Below are 17035 nucleotides of genomic sequence, written 5' to 3' on the forward strand. Positions count from 1 at the left end.
CTTCCGATCTCCGGCGGGGCGATCTTGAGGACGCCCCCGCCGGCAAGCCGTGCTGCTACGGGTCGGTGTCTCAGCCAGCACGGCTGTGGCTGAACGGACGCATCGCGAGCAAGCTCACTCCTACAGGTTTTGTGTGTCAGCCGGGGTGGGTGATTATTTCCAGCTATGAATCGGCCATCCGGCTTTTTCGGCCACTTCGCGCAAGGCTTCATCCGGATTCACCACGTGGGGGAAATCCACCTTCTGCAGCAGCGGCAGGTCGTTGCGTGAGTCCGAGTAGAAACTTGCGCCTTCAAGGTTTTCCTCTTCCTGATCCAGCCATTCCAGCAGACGGGTGATCTTGCCTTCGCGGTAGGTCAGCACGCCTGTAGTCTTGCCGCTGTAGACGCCGTGGGCGACTTCCAGATCGATGGCCAGCACTTCGTCAACGCCGATGCGCTCGGCAATCGCTTGCACCAGGTGCACGCCGGAGGCGGAGATGATGAGGATGCGGTCGCCGTTGGCGCGGTGTTCGGCGATGGCCCTGGTGGCGTCGCTGAAAATGATCGGTTCGATGTAGTCCTCGACCCAGGGCCCGACCAGAAAATCCACCTCTTCGGGCGTGCGACCGATCATCGGCTCCAGGCTGAAGGCCATGTAGTCTTCCATGGCCAGCTCGCCTCGGCCGTAGGCCTGCATCAGCTCATGGTCCTTCTTGAGGAACGACTCAGGATCGACCCACCCCAGACGGCCCATCTGCTCGCTCCACAGGCTGGCGCAGTCGCCGTGAATCAGGGTTTCGTCCAGGTCGAAAATTGCTAAAGCCATGCGCGCTCTCATTCATTGAGTGTTAGTTCTGTCGGGGTGCGGCGCGCAGCTACAAGCTTCGAGCTGCAAGCTGCAAGAAGGAGCTGCGGTGATCCGGCTTCTAGCTTGCGGCTTGCAACTTGTAGCTTGTCGCTGCTTCACGCGACTTCGCAGAGTGCCGACGCTTCGATGTTCAGGGTGACCCGTTGTCCGTTCGGGTGCAAGTCGGCGGCGGAGCGGTTGAGTACGTCTACCACCAGTTCGACGCCGTGCGCTTCAACGCGATAGCGGATCACGTTGCCCAGTAGACTGTGACTGCGCACCTGGCCTTCGAGCGAGCCGGTCAGGCTGAGCTGTATGGCTTCGGGGCGGATCGCCACGCGGCTGTTGATCGGGCGCTGCATCAGGCGGCTGGCGTCGTCGGCTTCCAGCAGGTTGTAGTTGCCGATGAAACCCGCCGCGAAGGCGTCCGCCGGGGCGGTGTAGAGGGTTTCGGCGTCGCCGCTCTGGACGATCCGGCCCTGGTTCATCAGGAAGATGCGGTCGGACATGGTCAGGGCTTCTTCCTGATCGTGGGTCACGAAAATCGTGGTCAGGCCCAGTTCCTGCTGAATGGCGCGGATCTGCTCGCGCAGGTGCTTGCGAATCCGTGCGTCCAGCGCCGACAGCGGCTCATCGAGCAGCAGCAAGCGAGGGCGAGTGACCAGCGAACGCGCCAGCGCGACACGCTGGCACTGACCGCCCGACAACTGATGCGGGTAGCGCTTGGCAAATTCGTTCAGCTCGACCAGCTTCAGCACTTCGGCCACGCGCTGCTTCGTTTCGTCGGCGCTGACCTTCTGCATGCGCAGGCCGAACGCGACGTTCTGCTCCACGTTCATGTTGGGAAACAGCGCATAGCTCTGGAACACCATGCCGATGCCGCGTTTTTGCGGCGACATCGGGACAATGTCCTTGCCGTCGAGAAAGATCTTGCCGCGGGTGACCGACGTCAGCCCCGCGATGCAGCGCAGCAGGGTGGATTTGCCGCAGCCGGACGGGCCCAGCAGGGTGACGAATTCGCCCTTGTTGATCACGCAATTGATGTCGCTGAAGACTGCTGTGCTGGCGTAGTTCTTTTGCAGGTTTTCGACACTGACGAAGCTCATATCAGTCTTTGTCCTTGTTCAGTCGGTTGGCCGCCCAGGTCAGCAGCAGTACGAAGAAGAAATAGGAGATCACCAGCGCGCTGTTGAAGTGGCCGCTGCTGTTGCGCATGTTGTTGAGGTACACCTGCAGCGTTTCGTAGCGCGTGCCCACCAGCAGGTTGGCGAACACGAACTCGCCGAACAGGAAAGAGAACGACAGCAGCAGGGCGATCATCAGGCCCTTGCGCAGGTTGGGCAGCACCACCAGGAACGCCGCCTGAAAGGTGCTGGCGCCGAGCAGTTGCGCGGCGTCCATCAGGTCCACCAGGTTGATCGCCTGCAGGTTGTTGGTGATGGCCCGGTACATGAACGGCAAGGCAATGGTGAAGTAACAGCCGATCAGGATCCACGGCGTGCCGACCATCGCCAAGGGGCCTGAACCATACAGCTGCAACAGGCCGACCGAGGACACCACCGGCGGCACCGCGAAGGGCAGCAGGATCAGGATGTTCATCAGTGCGTCGAGCTTGGGGAAGTGGTAGTGCACCACGAACAGCAGCGGCAGGATCAGCACCACCGACAGGATCAGTGCGCCCACGCACACCAGCAGCGACTGGCCGAAAGCGATCAGGAAGCGCGGGTCGCTCCACAACGCCAAATACCATTTGTAGGTCAGGCCGCTGGGCAGGATCGTCGCCGACCAACTGGTGGCGATGGAGTAGATGAAGGTGCCCAGCAAGGGCGCCAGCAGGATCAGAAACAGTACGTACACCACCACACGGTGATAGAGCCCGACCGGGCCGCGTTCAGCGCGAGACATGGTAGCTCCTCTTCAACAGCCACTGATGCACCACGGTGACCAGGGTCATCATGCCCACCAGGATCATCGCCAGGGCGCTGGCCATGTTCGGGTCAAGGGTGATGTCACCGGCGACCATGGCGGCGATGCGGATCGGCAACACGTTGAAGTTGCCGGTGGTCAGCGCATAAACCGTCGCGTAGGCACCCAGGGCGTTCGCCAGCAGGATCACGAAGGTGCCCAGCAGGGCAGGGGTCAGCACTGGAATGCCGATGTGCCGCCAGAAATCCCAGTTACTGGCGCCCAGCAGCGAGGCCGACTCGCGCCAGTCATCGCGCAAGGCGTCGAAGGCGGGGTAGAGCAGCAGCACGCCAAGGGGAATCTGGAAGTAGGTGTAGAGGATGATCAGGCCGGTTTTGGAATACAGGTTGAAGTCGTCGATGATCCCGGCCTGCTTGAGGATCAGCGTCAGCGCGCCGTTGAATCCCAGGAGGATGATGAAGGCGAAGGCTAGCGGCACGCCCGAGAAGTTGCTGGTCATGTTGGCGAAGGCGCTGACGAAATCCCGCAGGCGCGACGGCACCTTGTGCAACGAGTAGCTGCCCAGGACGGCGATGACAATACCGATCAGGCTCGACCAGAAACTGATCTCCAGGCTGAATTGCATGGCCTGGCGGTAGAAACGCGAGTTGAAGGCCTTGACGAAGTTGTCCAGGCCCCAGCCGGCATCCGAATGCAGGCTGTTGATCGCAACCCAGGCCAGCGGGGCCAGTTGAAACGCGATGAAGAACAGGACAAAGGGGATCAGGCATAGCAAGGCCAGCCCTTTGCCGCGGCTTTGAGTACTCACTTGAGCAGCGCTCCAGAGACCGGTTTGTCGTGGGCCACGCCCAGCAGCTCGCAGACCGTGCCGCAGATTTCGGTCTGCCGGGGCTGGGCGTCGGGGTCCAGGCTGAAGGCGTCGCCGATGACGAACAGCGGCACTTCGCGTTCCTCCGGCAGGATGCCGTTGTGGGAGCGGTCGTTGTTCATGCCGTGGTCGGCGGTCACCAGTACCTGATAACCGGCATCGAGCCAGCGTTGCAGGTACTCGGCCAGGATGATGTCCGCCGAGCGCGCGCTGTTGCGGTACTGCGGGGTGTCCAGGCCGTGTTTGTGGCCGGCGTCATCGATGTTCATCGGGTGGATGAACAGGAAATTCGGCGCGTGGGTGGTGCGCAGGTGTTCGGCATCGTCGAACAGGTGGGAATCGGGGTAGTGATCGACGTAGTAGAAATGACCGTGCTGGATGGGCAGGTCGACGTCGTCGGTGTGACGGTCCCGCGAGGCCACGAAGGGGCTACGGTTGTACAGTTCGCTGACCCAGTGATAGGCCGCGGCTGCGGTGGTCAGGCCGGCGCTGGCGGCGTAGTGAAAGATGCTGCGCTGGTTGGACAGGCGCGAAACGTGGTTGTGCACGATGCCGCTGTCGATGGGCGCGGTGCCAGTGAGGATGCATTCGTACAGGGGGCGGGACAGGGCAGGGAGTTCACATTCCAGCTTGTACAAAGCGGCCCGCCCGGCAGCCCGGTAAGCCAGCAGATGGCCCATCGCATGCTGCGCCACGCTGTAGCTGAGGCCGTCCAGCAGGATCAGGATGACGTTGTGTTTCATACTCGCTCCAGACGCTGTACCCGTAGCAGCACGGCTTGCCGGCGGGGCGGTGTGTCATGCAATGGATTGATCGCTGATACGCCGCTCCCGCCGGCAAGCCGTGCTGCTACGGGTCATTTGTTGCCAGATAACCTGGGTTTACTGCATCTCTACGATGACCTGCTCGTTCCACTTCTGCGGCAGGGCCTTGGAGGTTTTTTCCCAGGCGTCGGCGTTCTTGATCGGCTGTGGGTTGGCCTTGACGTACTGCTCGGACGGGATCAGGTTTTTCGCGATGTCTTCCGGCAGTTTCAGGCCGGTTTCGGCGCGGATCGGGCGGGCGTTGCCCTTGGCCAGGTTGATCTGGCCTTCGTCGCTGAAGATGTACTCGCGGGTCAGCTTCGCAGCGTTCGGGTGCTTGGCGTATTTGTTGATAATGGTGGTGTAGCCCGACTTGACCGAGCCGTCGGACGGAATCAGCACCACGTAGTCATCCGGGTTGGCCATCTTGGCCTTGTAGCTCAGGCCGTTGAAGTCCCAGACGATGCCGACTTCCACTTCGCCTTTCTCCATGGTCTGGATGGTCGGGTTGTTGATGCCCAGGCGCTTCTGCTTGGCAAGTTCGGTGAACAGCTGCAGGCCCGGTTCGATGTTGGTTTCATCGCCCTTCATGGCAATGGCGGCGGCCAGGACACCGTTGGCAGCCTGGGCTGCGGTGCTCACGTCACCGATGGTGACCTTGTATTTGCCGCTTTTCAGGTCAGCCCATTTGGTCGGAACGTCAGAGCCGTGCAGCAGCTTCTTGTTGACGATGAAAGCGATGGTGCCGGTGTAGGCCAGCGCCCAGTGACCGTCCTTGTCCTTGGCCCAGTCCGGAACCTTGTCCCAGGTGGTCGGTTTGTACGGCTGGGTCACGCCTTTGGTCACGGCGATAGGGCCGAAGGCGGCGCCGACGTCACCGATGTCGGCGCTGGCGTTGTCTTTTTCAGCATCGAACTTGGCCACTTCCTGGGCCGAGCTCATGTCGGTGTCCATGTGCACCAGGCCGTACTTGGCGGTGAGGTCGGTCCAGGTGCCTTTCCAGTTCGCCCAATCGTCGGGCATGCCCACACTGTTGATCGCGCCTTCGGTCTTGGCCGCGGCTTCCAGGGTATTGAGGTCGGTGTCAGCGGCCATGGCCGATGTGCTCAGCGCGATGGCCGAACCCAGGAGTGATGCCAGCAAAAGGTGTTTCATTCGAAGCTCCTTTGGTATTGAACGACGTTACTTCACGACGATTATGTGAAAAGGGGTCGGGGAAGTGCGCCTTGCGATTGGGTTGGTCTAGATCAGCAATACCTGAGCCAAGTTAGGCCAGTCTCATGACACTTTCGTGTCTGGACCGGCATTTCCCGGGGCGACGTGTGGCGCAGGAGTGAGCTGTGGAGTAAGCGTAGACCATGCCCAAGTGCCTGATACGAAAAGGCTAATTTCTTTTTATTGTGTGATTTTTCAAGCGCTTCACGCTGGATTGTCACGTAACAGTCATCTAGTCTGCCTAGGCTCCAAGGCATCCAGAGCGGGCCGTAGAGTTGCAGACCTTGCCCTCCGATAGCGCTGGTCTAGTCCAGATAGGTAACGCAATGCGCCAGGAAATGCCTCGAGCGGTGACCACGATCTGCAATGCCCTGCAGGAGCAGATCGAGCATGGCCTGTTGCCGCCCGGCAGCAAGCTGCCCGCCGAACGCAAGCTCAGTGAAGTATTCGACACCACGCGCATTACATTGCGTGAGGCGTTGGTGCAGCTCGAAGCGCAGGGGCTGATCTATCGCGAGGAACGCCGGGGCTGGTTCATCTCGCCGCCGCGCCTGGCCTATGATTTGATGCGCCGCAGCCACTTCCATGCGATGGTCCAGGCCCAGGGGCGGGTGCCGGCGACCCAGGTGATTTCGGCGCGTTTGCAGCCGGCCTCGGCCGCGATCTGCGAATTGCTGCAGTTGCCTGCGCTTTCCAGCGTGATCCAGATCTGCCGCGTGCGACGTATCGACGAGCGACTGGTGCTGTATGTCGAGCACTACCTGAACCCGGAATTCTTCCCGCAGATTCTCGATTTCGACCTGAACCAGTCACTGACCGAACTGTACGCCCGGCATTACGACATTCGTTACGGCCAGGTGCGGTTCGAGATGGTGCCCACGGCGCTGCCGGTGGAGGCGGCCGGGGCGTTGAAGGTGTCGATTGGCAGCCCGGGGTTGCGCATCGCGCGGGTCAACCACGACCAGCGCGGCCGGCTGATCGACTGCGACCTTGAGTACTGGCGCCATGATGCGATTCATGTGAGTGCAGTCGTAGCCGATGTCTGATGCCGATACTCCTGCGACCACTCCACTTGAAAACGCTCGACCTGATGGCTCTCTACCTGATGAAACTCCACCTGTGGGAGCGGGCTTGCCCGCGAAAGCGGTGTGTCAGACACCCCCGTGATGTCTGATCGGCCCCTTTCGCGGGCGAGCCCGCTCCTACAGGTCATCAGTGTCGGTCAGTTACCCGTATCGCCCTTCTTGCCACGCAGGTCGCTCACGCTGCCGCCGCTGGTGCTGACCTGCACGTTCAGGCGCGGGGTGGCCAGGTCCATGCCGGCTTCGTCCATGTAGCGTTTGAGCGACAGGTTGAACGCACGGGAGACCTCCCACTGCTTGATCGGCGCGGTCTTGAAGCGGGCGCGCAGGATCGCGTTGCCCGAGTCGAAGCTCTCCACACCCTGAATCTCCAGCGGCGACCAGATGTTGCGCCGTTGCAGCGGGTCGGTGCGCATCTTCTGGCCGACGTCGCGGATCATCTTCAGGGCGTCGTCGATGTTCATGTTCGACGGAATCGCAATCCGGAAGATCGCGTAGCCGAACTCCCGCGAGTAGTTCTGGATGCTCTTGATCTCGCTGAACGGGATGGTGTGCACGATGCCGTCGATGTCGCGCAGGCGCACGGTGCGGATGGTCAGGCCCTCTACCGTGCCCAAGTGCCCGCCGACGTCCACGTAGTCATCGATGGCCAGCGAGTCTTCGATGATGATGAACAGGCCGGTGATCAGGTCCGCCACCAGTGACTGCGCACCGAAACCGATTGCCAGACCGATCACACCGGCACCGGCCAGCAGTGGCGTGACGTTCATGCCCATGTTCGCCAGTGCCACGATCACCGCGATGATGAAAATGGTCACGAACAGCACGTTGCGGATCAGCGGCATCATGGTCTGGGCGCGGGCGTTGGCCAGGCCTTTGCGCGAGCGGGTCAGGGCGTGGTGAATCCCCGTGTCAGCAAGGATCCACACCAGCCAGGCGAAGATCAGCGTGGTTGCCAGGCCAATCACGCGCACGCTGATGTCGTGGCCGTCGCCCTCGGCGAAGCGGATCAGCGACAGGCCCCAGACCCGCAGGCCCAGTTCGATGAACAGCAGCCACACCAGCAGGTGGGCCACAGTGTAGAAGAAGCTTTTCAGCCGCTCCGAGTACAGCGCGTGGCGCTTGTGGCCGTGGGCCGGTTTTTGCGAGTGGCGCCGCACCAGGCCGTTGATGACCATGCACAACACCAGCAGCACCGTGCAGATCAGCGACTGGCGCAGTGCCGTGCTGGTGTCGCCGGCCGAGAAAAAGGTGGCGAACAGCGACACGCCCACCAGCACCAGCGCCGGCAGGAACCAGAAGCTGCCGAGAATCTCGATGGTGTCGCTCAAGGCGCGGCGCTTGAGGCGACGGGCCAGTGGCTGGTTGCGGATCAGGTGGGCAATCGGGCGGCGGAACCGGATGACGAACAAGCCGGTGGACAGCGCGGCCATGACGTTGGCCAGGGTCGCGGCGGTGTGCGCCAGGTGCACGCCCAGGCTTGCGATCAGTCGCGGGTCGCTCAGGGCCTCGCCGAAGGCGGCAAAGCTGCCGATCCACCACAGCGGCCTGAACGCCTGGTGCCGCAGGATGTACAACGCCTGATGGCGATGGGGGCCATCGAGCAGGGAAAACGCAATGACGCAGATCGCCGAGAACAGGGTGCCGACCACCAGGGCGTAAGCCAGTACCATCGCAAGATCACGGCCCAGGGACGGCGGCAGCGAGTAGCTCAGGTAAACCGTGATGACCAGCGCGATCAGCCAGGGACCGAGCTTGCGCAGGGCGAACCGCAGCATGTCGGTGGGGCGGGGGTGTTGCGGCAATTCCTCGGACAGGCCGAACCGCACCCGCACCCGGTGGCTGAGCCAGATCAGCGCCGAGGCCAGCAGGCTCCACAGCGCGATGACTACGGCAAAGCTGAAGATGATCGGCCACCATTGATTGGCCGGCAGCATCAGCGTCATCAGTTCCTGCTCGGCCTGCTCCAGCTCGAAGCCCCAGCGGCTCAGCGGGCTGTCATCGCCGGTGAATTGTTTCTCGAACTCCGACAGCGTGCTGCCAATCAGGCCCAGCACGCCTTGTTCGGCATTGGGCTGGGCTTTCTTGGTGGCATCGCGCAGTTTTTTCAGGTCTTCGAGCAATTTGGCCCGTTGCTGGTCGTTTTCCAGCGAAGTGATGACCTCGTCCAGCGACTGGCCCAACGGCTCCTGCGCCTGAGGCTGGGTTTTCTGGCCGCCCAACAGGCTCGGCAGTCCGGCCGCCTGGGACAGGGCGAACGGGAACAGCGCCAGCAGGCAGATCAGAAAAAGACGCGACAGGGCGCTAGAACGGGAAGGGGCAGTCACCGGGCAGTCAACCTTGAATCAGTAGGACCATGTGAGTGTAGATACCGACTGGCCGGCATCGCGCAGTTCAGCATGCGAGGTGATTCGTAGCAGCACGGCTTGCCGGCGGGAGCGGTGTGTCAGGCGGTGCATCTGTCACTGATGCACCGCCCCCGCCGGCAAGCCGTGCTGCTACGGGATCGTGTTATGCCGGTCAGCAAGCTTTCGGCGCTGCGGCTTAGGGCAACTCGGCGCTGGCATAGAACGCGGTGAGTACTTTTACCAGATGCGCCAGATCCTGGCTGCCGGCCAGTTCACGGATCGAGTGCATGGCGAACGTCGGCAGGCCGATATCCACCGTGCGCACGCCCAGATGGCCTGCGGTGATCGGGCCGATGGTCGAGCCACAGGCCATGTCGGTGCGCACCACGAAGCTTTGCACCGGCACTTCTTCGGCCATGCACAGATGACGGAAGAAGCCCGCCGTCTCGCTGTTGGTGGCATAGCGCTGGTTGGTGTTGACCTTGATGACCGGGCCCGCGTTGAGTTTCGGGCCATGGTTGCCGTCGTGTTTTTCCGCGTAGTTGGGGTGCACGCCGTGGGCGTTGTCGGCGGAAATCAGCAGCGACTTCTGGATGGTACGCACGTAGTCGTCGCCGGGCAGCAGGCGTTGCAGCACCTGTTCCAGCATCGGGCCGTCGGCACCGCAGGCTGAGGTCGAACCGACTTCTTCGTGGTCGGTGCAGATTAACAGGCAGGTTTCATCGCCGTCGGCGTTGAGCAGGGCTTGCAGGCCGGCGAAGCACGACAGCAGGTTGTCCAGCCTGGCGCCGGCGATGAATTCGCCGTTCAGGCCAATGACGGCCGCGCTCTGGGTGTCGTAGAAGCTCAGCTCGTAATCGAGCACCACGTCGGCGTTCAGGCCATGCTCGCGTGCAAGCTGGTCGGTCAGCAGGGCGCGGAAGTCAGCGCGCTCGTCGCCTGCGACCTGGGCCAGGATCGGCGGCAGTTCGTTCTGCGGGTTGATCGGCCAGCCTTCGTTGGCGGTACGGTTGAGGTGGATCGCCAGGTTGGGGATGATCGCGATGGGCAGCTTGAAGTCGATCAACTGGCTTTCGACCTTGCCGTCACGGCGGAAGGTCACGCGGCCGGCCAGCGACAGGTCGCGGTCGAACCACGGCGCGAGCAGGGCGCCGCCGTAGACTTCCACGCCCAACTGCCAGAAGCCCTGGCGCTGCAGTTCAGGCTGCGGCTTGACCCGCAGGCACGGGCTGTCGGTGTGGGCGCCGACCAGGCGGATGCCGCCGATCAGCGGAGAAAGACGGCCCAGCTTGAAGGCGACGATGGAAGAGTCGTTGCGGGTGACGTAATAGCGGCCACCGGCTTCGGTGTGCCAGGTATCACGCTCGTCCAGACGCTGGTAACCGGCACCTTCCAGGCGCTGCACCAGGCTTGCGGTGGCGTGAAACGGGGTGGGAGAGGCCTTGAGGAAATCGATCAGGCCTTGGTTCAACTCTTCGCGCATAAGTTACTCCAGACAGCAATGGCGGGAGTTTACAGGCGTATGCGGGCGGGGGCGAGATGGTTGGCTTCAGACTCTTACTTTGATGCCCTTCGGGCCTGATCGCGAGCAAGCTCACTCCTACATTTTTTGCAACGCGTCGCATCTGACGTACCGAGCGCGTGGCCTTGGTGCCAGGCTCTTAAGGCTTACAACACGGTCTGTCAGGCTATGGTGCGTTTAAGCAAATGTAGGAGTGAGCTTGCTCGCGATCAGGCCCGAAGGGCGTCAGAGTAACAATCTCAAACCAACAGATCCCAACCCCTCAAAACGGCGCAGGGCACTCAAACCGCAGGCGTTCTTTTGTTACGGGATGCGTGAACGTCAGCATGCTTGCATGCAGGCACAGCCTTGGATACGCCGCCAGCGCCTCCGGATGCGCGTACAGGCCATCTCCCAGCAGAGGGTGCCCGATGGACAGCATGTGCACGCGCAATTGGTGCGAACGGCCGGTGATCGGCGTCAGTTCGACCCGACAGTGGTTCTCGAAACGCTCCAGCACCTTCCAGAACGTCAGCGCGTGTTTGCCGAATTCGTGATCGACCACATGCCGGGGTTTGGTCGGCGGGTCGTAGCGCAGCGGCAGGTCGATGCTGCCGCTGTCCAGTGTCGGCTGTCCCCAGGCCAGCGCGGTGTAGGCCTTTTCGGTTTCCCGGTCATGAAACTGGCGGGAAAGCTCGCGGTGCGCATCGGCGTTGCGCGCCAGCAGGATGATCCCCGACGTCTCCCAGTCCAGACGATGCACGATCAGCGCATCGGGATAGCCGTTTTCCTGCAGGCGCGTGATCAGGCAGTCCTTGTTGTCGTCGGCGCGGCCAGGCACCGAGAGCAGCAGGGTGGGTTTGTTCACCACCAGAACAGCGTCGTCCTGATGGAGAATGTGAACATTGGACAGCGGCATCTACAAACACACCTCGTAAAACGCCAACGGCGGCTCGCCCGCCCGGGCCCCGCGAAGGGCCTGGACAAGCGAGCCGCCGTGGCGACGCTTCTTGAATCAACGATCAGGCAATGTGATGTTGAGTTCCAGAATCGAATAGCTGCCCTCGTTATCCAGGGCAACCTGCACTTTATCGTCCTCGATCTGGACGTATTTACGGATCACTTCGACCAGCTCCTTCTGCAGGGCAGGCAGGTAATCCGGGGTACTGCGTTGGCCGCGTTCATGCGCCACGATGATCTGTAGACGCTCTTTCGCGACCGACGCGGTACTTTGCTTTTTGTTGGCACGAAAGAAGTCAAAAATGTTCATTAATTACCCCCGAACAGGCGTTCGAAAAATCCTTTTTTCTGTACGTCCAGGAAGCGGTGCTCACGGTCTTTGCCCAGCAGGCGGTCGACGGCATCGCTGTACGCCTGACCGGCGTCGCTCTGGTCGTCGAGGATGACCGGCACGCCCTGGTTGGATGCCTTGAGCACCGCCTGGGATTCTGGAATCACGCCCAGCAGGGTCACGGCCAGGATTTCCTTGACGTCTTCCACGCCCAGCATTTCGCCCTTGCTCACGCGCTCAGGGTTGTAGCGGGTCAGCAGCAGGTGTTCCTTGATCGGGTCTTCGTTGCGCTCGGCGCGACGGGATTTACTGGCCAGCAGGCCCAGCATCCGGTCCGAGTCACGAACCGACGAGACTTCAGGGTTGGTCACCACGATCGCTTCGTCAGCGAAGTACATCGCCAGGTGAGCGCCCGTTTCGATACCGGCAGGGGAGTCGCAGACGATGTACTCGAAGGATTCCTTGAGCTCCATCAGGACCTTTTCCACGCCGTCCTTGGTCAGCGCTTCCTTGTCACGGGTCTGGCTGGCGGCCAGGACGTACAGGCCTTCGATCTTCTTGTCCTTGATCAGGGCCTGTTGCAGGTTGGCTTCGCCGTTGACCACGTTGACGAAGTCGTACACCACGCGACGCTCGCAACCCATGATGAGGTCCAGGTTACGCAGGCCGACGTCGAAGTCGACGATGACTGTCTTGTGGCCGCGCAGAGCGAGGCCGGTACCGATAGCGGCGCTGGTGGTGGTCTTGCCCACACCACCCTTGCCGGATGTAACCACGAGAATCTTGGCCAAGGTGTTTCACCCCTAGAGGAAAAAGGACAATGAGTCCCTGAATGGCCCCTCGTGACGCGGCGTAACCTGAGCAAAAGTGAAACCTGGAACCCTGTCAGGGCTCATGATTCGGGAAAAACCGACATATCAGCGGATTTCCTTTCCCTTTGCATCGTTTTCGCGACGAATCAGAGTGGCTTGGAAAATGGCGCAGTATCCGTTAAAGACGGGTGATGTTCAACACATCCCCGGACAGACTGACCTGTACCCCGGCTCCCCAGAGAGGATCACGGCGCAAGTCTTCGGAAACCTTGTACTGGCCTGCGATGGAGATCAATTCGGCGGCCATTTGCTGGCAGAAAATCCGCGCTTTGGTGTCGCCTTTGATCCCCGCCAGGGCCCGACCCCGCATGGGGCCGTAAACATGGATGTTGCCATCGGCCAGAAGTTCCGCACCGGGACTGACCGAGGAAACCACCACCAGGTCCGAACCTTGCGCGTAAATCTGCTGGCCGCCGCGCACGGGGGCCGTGATTATCTTGGTCGGCTTGATCTGCGGCTCGGGCGGTTTTTCGATCACTTCGGGCTTTTTCTTCACCTCGCCTTCCGTCGGATCGAGGGGCCGTTCACGCGCACCCGATGGTGGCAATACAGGCAGGTCGATGGCGATGGCGGCGGCGATGTCTTCGATGCGGTTGGCGCGGATGGCCAGGGTCCGCAGGCCGTGCTGGCGACAGATGCGCATCATGCCCGGCAGATCCACCGCGCCTTCGTTGGGCGGCAGCTTGTCCAGCGCCAGCACCAGCGGGGTGTTGCTGAAGAAATTCGGCGCCTGGGCGACCTTGGCCGCCAGTTGACGATCCAGCGCTTCGAGGTTGTTGCGGCCCAGTTCCAGCACGGTGATGGCCAGCATGCTGCCCTTCAGTTGGAACACGGGATCCTTGTCTTGCAATTCGATTTGGCTCATGTCGGCATACAGCGGCTTGTCGCTAAAAGTGCCGAGACTTATAACGAGAACGCCCGCCAGCCGCAAGGGAGGCGCAGTGCCCGCGTTGGCGACGAGAGGCCACCGGGAGGGTCGATACGATGTAGAATGCCCGCCTTTGTCCCGATGGAAGCTGTAATGGATCGCCCGCGTTTTCAAGCCCGTTTTCTTCATCCGCGCTACTGGCCGCTGTGGCTGGGGCTGGGTTTGCTCTGGCTGATCGTGCAGTTGCCGTTCCGTGCGCTGGTGGCAATCGGTCGCACGTTGGGCGCGATCATGTATTACTTCGCCACCGACCGCCGGATAATCGCCAAGCGCAACCTGGAACTGTGTTTCCCGCAGTACTCCAAGGCCGAGCGCAAGCGCCTGCTCAAGGAAAACTTCGCCTCCACCGGCGTTGCGTTCTTCGAGATGGCCATGAGCTGGTGGTGGAGCCGTGAGCGTCTGGCCAGGCTGGCGCACATCGAGGGTCTGGAGCATTTGCAAAAAGCCCAGGCCGAAGGGCAGGGCGTGATCCTGATGGCGTTGCACTTCACCACTCTTGAGATCGGCGCGGCCCTCCTTGGCCAGCAGCACACCATCGATGGCATGTACCGCGAGCACAAGAACGCGCTGTTCGACTTCGTGCAGCGCCGTGGCCGCGAGCGGCACAACCTGGATTCGATCGCCGTGGAGCGCGAGGACGTGCGCGGCATGATCAAGCAACTGCGCAAGGGCCGCGCCATCTGGTACGCCCCCGACCAGGACTACGGCGCCAAGCAGAGCATCTTCGTGCCGCTGTTCGGTATCCAGGCAGCGACCGTGCCTGCCACCAGCAAGTTCGCAAGCCTGGGCCGCGCCATCGTGGTGCCGTTCACCCAGCGCCGCCTGGACGACGGCAGCGGCTACCAACTGGTCCTGCACCCGCCGCTCACCGACTTCCCCGGCGAAAGCGACGAGGCCGACTGCATTCGTATCAACCAGTGGGTGGAACGTGCGGTCACCCAGTGCCCCGAGCAATACCTGTGGGCGCACCGACGCTTCAAGAGCCGACCGCCGGGCGAGCCGAAACTCTATAAAAAGCGTGGCTGACACCGGGAGCCGAGGCTTCATGACCACAAGCGCAATAGAACAACAAGCAGTCAATAGCGCGTCACAGTCACCGGTGGGCATCGAACCGGTCACAGGATTGATTCTCTCGGGAGGCGGTGCCCGCGCCGCCTATCAGGTCGGGGTGCTGGCGGGTATTGCGGACCTGTTGCCAATCGGTGCGAAAAACCCGTTCCCGGTGATTGTCGGCACGTCCGCCGGCGCCATCAACGCGGTGAAGCTGGCCAGCGGCGCCGCAGAATTCCGTACTGCCATTCATGAGCTGACGCTGTTCTGGCAGAGCTTTCGCAGCCATCAGGTGCTGCGCAGCGACTGGGCCGGAGTGATTCGCCAGGCCGCTCGCTTCTTCGGTCGCAGCCTGCTCGGGATCGGTCGCAAGCAAGTGCCGGTGGCGCTGCTCAACAGCTCGCCCCTGCGTGATCTGCTGACCGAGCGTCTGGACCTGGCAGGCATCGATCAGGCCATCGATGGCCAGCACCTGCGGGCCGTGGCGATCACCGCATTCGGTTATGAATCGGGGCAAGCCGTCACTTTCTATCAGGGGCGCGGCACCATCGATTCCTGGCTGCGGCATCGGCGCATCGGTTTGCCGACCCGGCTGACGGTGGATCACCTGCTGGCAAGCTCGGCGATCCCGCTGTTGTTCGCCCCGGTCAAACTCGAACACGAATACTTCGGCGATGGCGCGGTGCGTCAGTCGGCGCCGATCAGCCCGGCGCTGCACCTGGGGGCCAATCGGGTGCTGGTGGTGGGCGTCAGCGGCAACCCCCGTGGCCTGGGCGCCAACACGCCGGTGCAGCGGGCAGTCAGCGGGGCGCAGCCGAGCCTGGCGCAGATTGGCGGGCACATGCTCAACAGCACCTTCATTGACAGCCTGGAAAGCGATATCGAACTGCTGGAGCGACTCAACCTGCTCAGCCGCATGATGCCGGTGACGCCTGAGCCGTCGCTGCAGGTGTCCGAACAGCCGACGCCTGCGCAATCCCTGGCGCCGGTGGAGGTGTTGGTGATTTCTCCCAGCCAGCCTATCGATGAAATCGCCGCGCGCCACCGTCGTGAACTGCCGCCGGCCCTGCGCACGTTTTTGCGCGGGCCGGGCGCGACCAAGACCAGCGGGGCAGGGGTGCTGAGTTATCTGCTGTTCGAGTCGGGGTATTGCAGCGAGCTGATCGAGCTGGGCCGCCGCGATGCGCTGGCCCAGAAGGAGCAGTTGATGAGGTTCTTGCAGTTGGCCTGAACAGCCGAGGTTTGATGCGCCTGGCTCCTGTAGGAGTGAGCTTGCTCGCGATGACGGCGTGTCAGTCAATTGATGTTTATCAGACCCACCGCCATCGCGAGCAAGCTCACTCCTACAGGTATTTCGCCGAGCATTGGATCATTGGTGCGTCCCGGAAGATCAAGCAGTCAACTTGTCATCCCGAAAATCGCGCAGTGCCTGTTCGATCTCTTCGCGGCTGTTCATCACGAACGGGCCGTATTGCACGATCGGCTCGCCCAGGGGCTTGCCGGCGATCAACAGCACCTTGGCGCCGGTTGCGGTGCTCAGTTGCAGCTCGCCGCTTTCCGACAGCCTTGCCAGACGGCTCTTGCCGAGTTTCTGCGGCTGGCCTGCAATCTCGATCTCGCCTTCGTACACGTACAGCAGCACGCGATGACCTTCAGGCACGATCGGGCTGATGTTTTTGCCTGCCGGGATGTGCAAGTCGAAATACTGCGGCTCGGTGTCAGGGCGCTGCACCACGCCGGCCTGCTGCACCTGGCCGTCGTCGAACTGGCCGGCGATCACCACCACCTCGACGCCGTCCGGCGTGGTAATCCTGGGGATGCGCTCGGGCTGGATGTCGTCGTAGCCGGCGTCGCCCATCTTCGACTTGCCCGGCAGATTCAGCCACAGCTGGAAGCCGCGCATCACGCCTTCTTCCTGCTCGGGCATTTCGCTGTGGATCACGCCGCGCGCTGCGGTCATCCACTGCACGCCGCCCCCCTGCAACAGGCCCACGTTGCCCATGTGGTCTTCGTGGCGCATGCGGCCTTCGAGCATGTAGGTCACGGTTTCGAAACCGCGATGGGGGTGCGGCGGGAAGCCTGCGATGTAGTCGTCAGGTTTGTCGGAGCCGAATTCGTCGAGCATCAGGAACGGGTCGAACGCCTCGACGCCGGGGCCGCCGAACACGCGGGTCAGCTTGACGCCAGCACCGTCCGAGGTCGGTTGACCGGCCTGGATCGACAGCACTTTGCGTAATTGAGTCATGGGGCTCACTCCGGAACAGGTGGGAATGGCGCCTATGGTATGCGGGTTGAAGCGATGAATGGGTGACGTTTTTGCGGG

At 62.1% G+C, this 17035-nt stretch carries 15 protein-coding genes and 2 pseudogenes; 4 read left to right on the top strand and 13 right to left on the bottom strand.

The features are described from left to right. Positions 1–153 precede the first annotated feature (153 nt). From NPS29_RS24455 to NPS29_RS24480, 6 genes are all read right to left on the bottom strand, one after another. Entirely contained in the window at positions 154–807 is a 654-nt protein-coding gene (locus NPS29_RS24455) for an HAD family hydrolase (protein ID WP_274135753.1), read from the bottom strand. A 137-nt stretch (positions 808–944) separates the two neighbouring features. Next, on the bottom strand, positions 945–1934 hold the full coding sequence (locus NPS29_RS24460) for an ABC transporter ATP-binding protein (RefSeq protein WP_274135754.1): 990 nt from the start codon (positions 1932–1934) through the stop codon (positions 945–947). Between the two features lies 1 nt (position 1935). Beyond that, the gene (locus NPS29_RS24465; RefSeq protein ID WP_274135755.1) at positions 1936–2733 is read right to left on the bottom strand and encodes an ABC transporter permease; all 798 of its coding nucleotides are present in this window, start codon (positions 2731–2733) and stop codon (positions 1936–1938) included. Continuing rightward, positions 2720–3562, bottom strand: a complete 843-nt coding sequence (locus NPS29_RS24470) for an ABC transporter permease (RefSeq protein ID WP_274135756.1) — start codon at positions 3560–3562, stop codon at positions 2720–2722. Before NPS29_RS24470 ends, NPS29_RS24465 begins: the two co-directional genes overlap by 14 nt. Beyond that, the gene (locus NPS29_RS24475; protein ID WP_274135757.1) at positions 3559–4365 is read right to left on the bottom strand and encodes an alkaline phosphatase family protein; all 807 of its coding nucleotides are present in this window, start codon (positions 4363–4365) and stop codon (positions 3559–3561) included. The genes NPS29_RS24470 and NPS29_RS24475 overlap by 4 nt, the downstream gene beginning before the upstream one ends. A gap of 138 nt (positions 4366–4503) precedes the next feature. Next, the gene (locus NPS29_RS24480) at positions 4504–5580 is read right to left on the bottom strand and encodes an ABC transporter substrate-binding protein (protein ID WP_274135758.1); all 1077 of its coding nucleotides are present in this window, start codon (positions 5578–5580) and stop codon (positions 4504–4506) included. A 386-nt stretch (positions 5581–5966) separates the two neighbouring features. Here NPS29_RS24480 and phnR point away from each other — a divergent pair, with 386 nt between their 5' ends. After that, on the top strand, positions 5967–6686 hold the full coding sequence (gene phnR, locus NPS29_RS24485; RefSeq protein ID WP_274135759.1) for a phosphonate utilization transcriptional regulator PhnR: 720 nt from the start codon (positions 5967–5969) through the stop codon (positions 6684–6686). A gap of 176 nt (positions 6687–6862) precedes the next feature. Here the strand turns inward: phnR and NPS29_RS24490 are convergent, their stop codons facing one another. From NPS29_RS24490 to minC, 6 genes are all read right to left on the bottom strand, one after another. Beyond that, positions 6863–9049, bottom strand: a complete 2187-nt coding sequence (locus NPS29_RS24490) for a mechanosensitive ion channel family protein (protein ID WP_274135760.1) — start codon at positions 9047–9049, stop codon at positions 6863–6865. Positions 9050–9266: 217 nt separating this feature from the next. Beyond that, on the bottom strand, positions 9267–10553 hold the full coding sequence (locus NPS29_RS24495) for a M18 family aminopeptidase (protein ID WP_274135761.1): 1287 nt from the start codon (positions 10551–10553) through the stop codon (positions 9267–9269). Positions 10554–10854: 301 nt separating this feature from the next. Next, positions 10855–11490 carry an RluA family pseudouridine synthase gene (locus NPS29_RS24500; protein WP_274135762.1) on the bottom strand — a complete coding sequence of 212 codons (636 nt, stop codon included), beginning with the start codon at positions 11488–11490 and terminating at the stop codon, positions 10855–10857. A 96-nt stretch (positions 11491–11586) separates the two neighbouring features. Beyond that, on the bottom strand, positions 11587–11841 hold the full coding sequence (gene minE / locus NPS29_RS24505) for a cell division topological specificity factor MinE (protein ID WP_274135763.1): 255 nt from the start codon (positions 11839–11841) through the stop codon (positions 11587–11589). Continuing rightward, positions 11841–12653, bottom strand: coding sequence for a septum site-determining protein MinD (minD, locus tag NPS29_RS24510; RefSeq protein WP_081565987.1), 813 nt, complete (start codon positions 12651–12653; stop codon positions 11841–11843). The genes minE and minD overlap by 1 nt, the downstream gene beginning before the upstream one ends. Before the next feature lie 199 nt (positions 12654–12852). Next, on the bottom strand, positions 12853–13599 hold the full coding sequence (gene minC, locus NPS29_RS24515) for a septum site-determining protein MinC (protein WP_274135765.1): 747 nt from the start codon (positions 13597–13599) through the stop codon (positions 12853–12855). A 156-nt stretch (positions 13600–13755) separates the two neighbouring features. Here minC and NPS29_RS24520 point away from each other — a divergent pair, with 156 nt between their 5' ends. The 3 genes and pseudogenes from NPS29_RS24520 to NPS29_RS28965 form a co-directional block, all read left to right on the top strand. Beyond that, positions 13756–14688 (top strand): lipid A biosynthesis lauroyl acyltransferase, encoded by a 933-nt coding sequence (locus tag NPS29_RS24520; RefSeq protein ID WP_274135766.1) that lies wholly within the window; start codon positions 13756–13758, stop codon positions 14686–14688. Between the two features lie 19 nt (positions 14689–14707). Further along, positions 14708–15626 (top strand): annotated as a pseudogene (locus tag NPS29_RS24525) (patatin-like phospholipase family protein); the annotation flags it as partial. Positions 15627–15694: 68 nt separating this feature from the next. Continuing rightward, positions 15695–15943: pseudogene (locus tag NPS29_RS28965) on the top strand (patatin-like phospholipase family protein); the annotation flags it as partial. Positions 15944–16102: 159 nt separating this feature from the next. Here NPS29_RS28965 and NPS29_RS24530 read toward each other — a convergent pair. Continuing rightward, positions 16103–16957 carry a pirin family protein gene (locus NPS29_RS24530; RefSeq protein ID WP_274135768.1) on the bottom strand — a complete coding sequence of 285 codons (855 nt, stop codon included), beginning with the start codon at positions 16955–16957 and terminating at the stop codon, positions 16103–16105. Positions 16958–17035 lie beyond the last annotated feature (78 nt).

The organism is Pseudomonas putida, assembly GCF_028682175.1.
Classification (GTDB): Bacteria; Pseudomonadota; Gammaproteobacteria; order Pseudomonadales; family Pseudomonadaceae; genus Aquipseudomonas; species Aquipseudomonas putida_AD.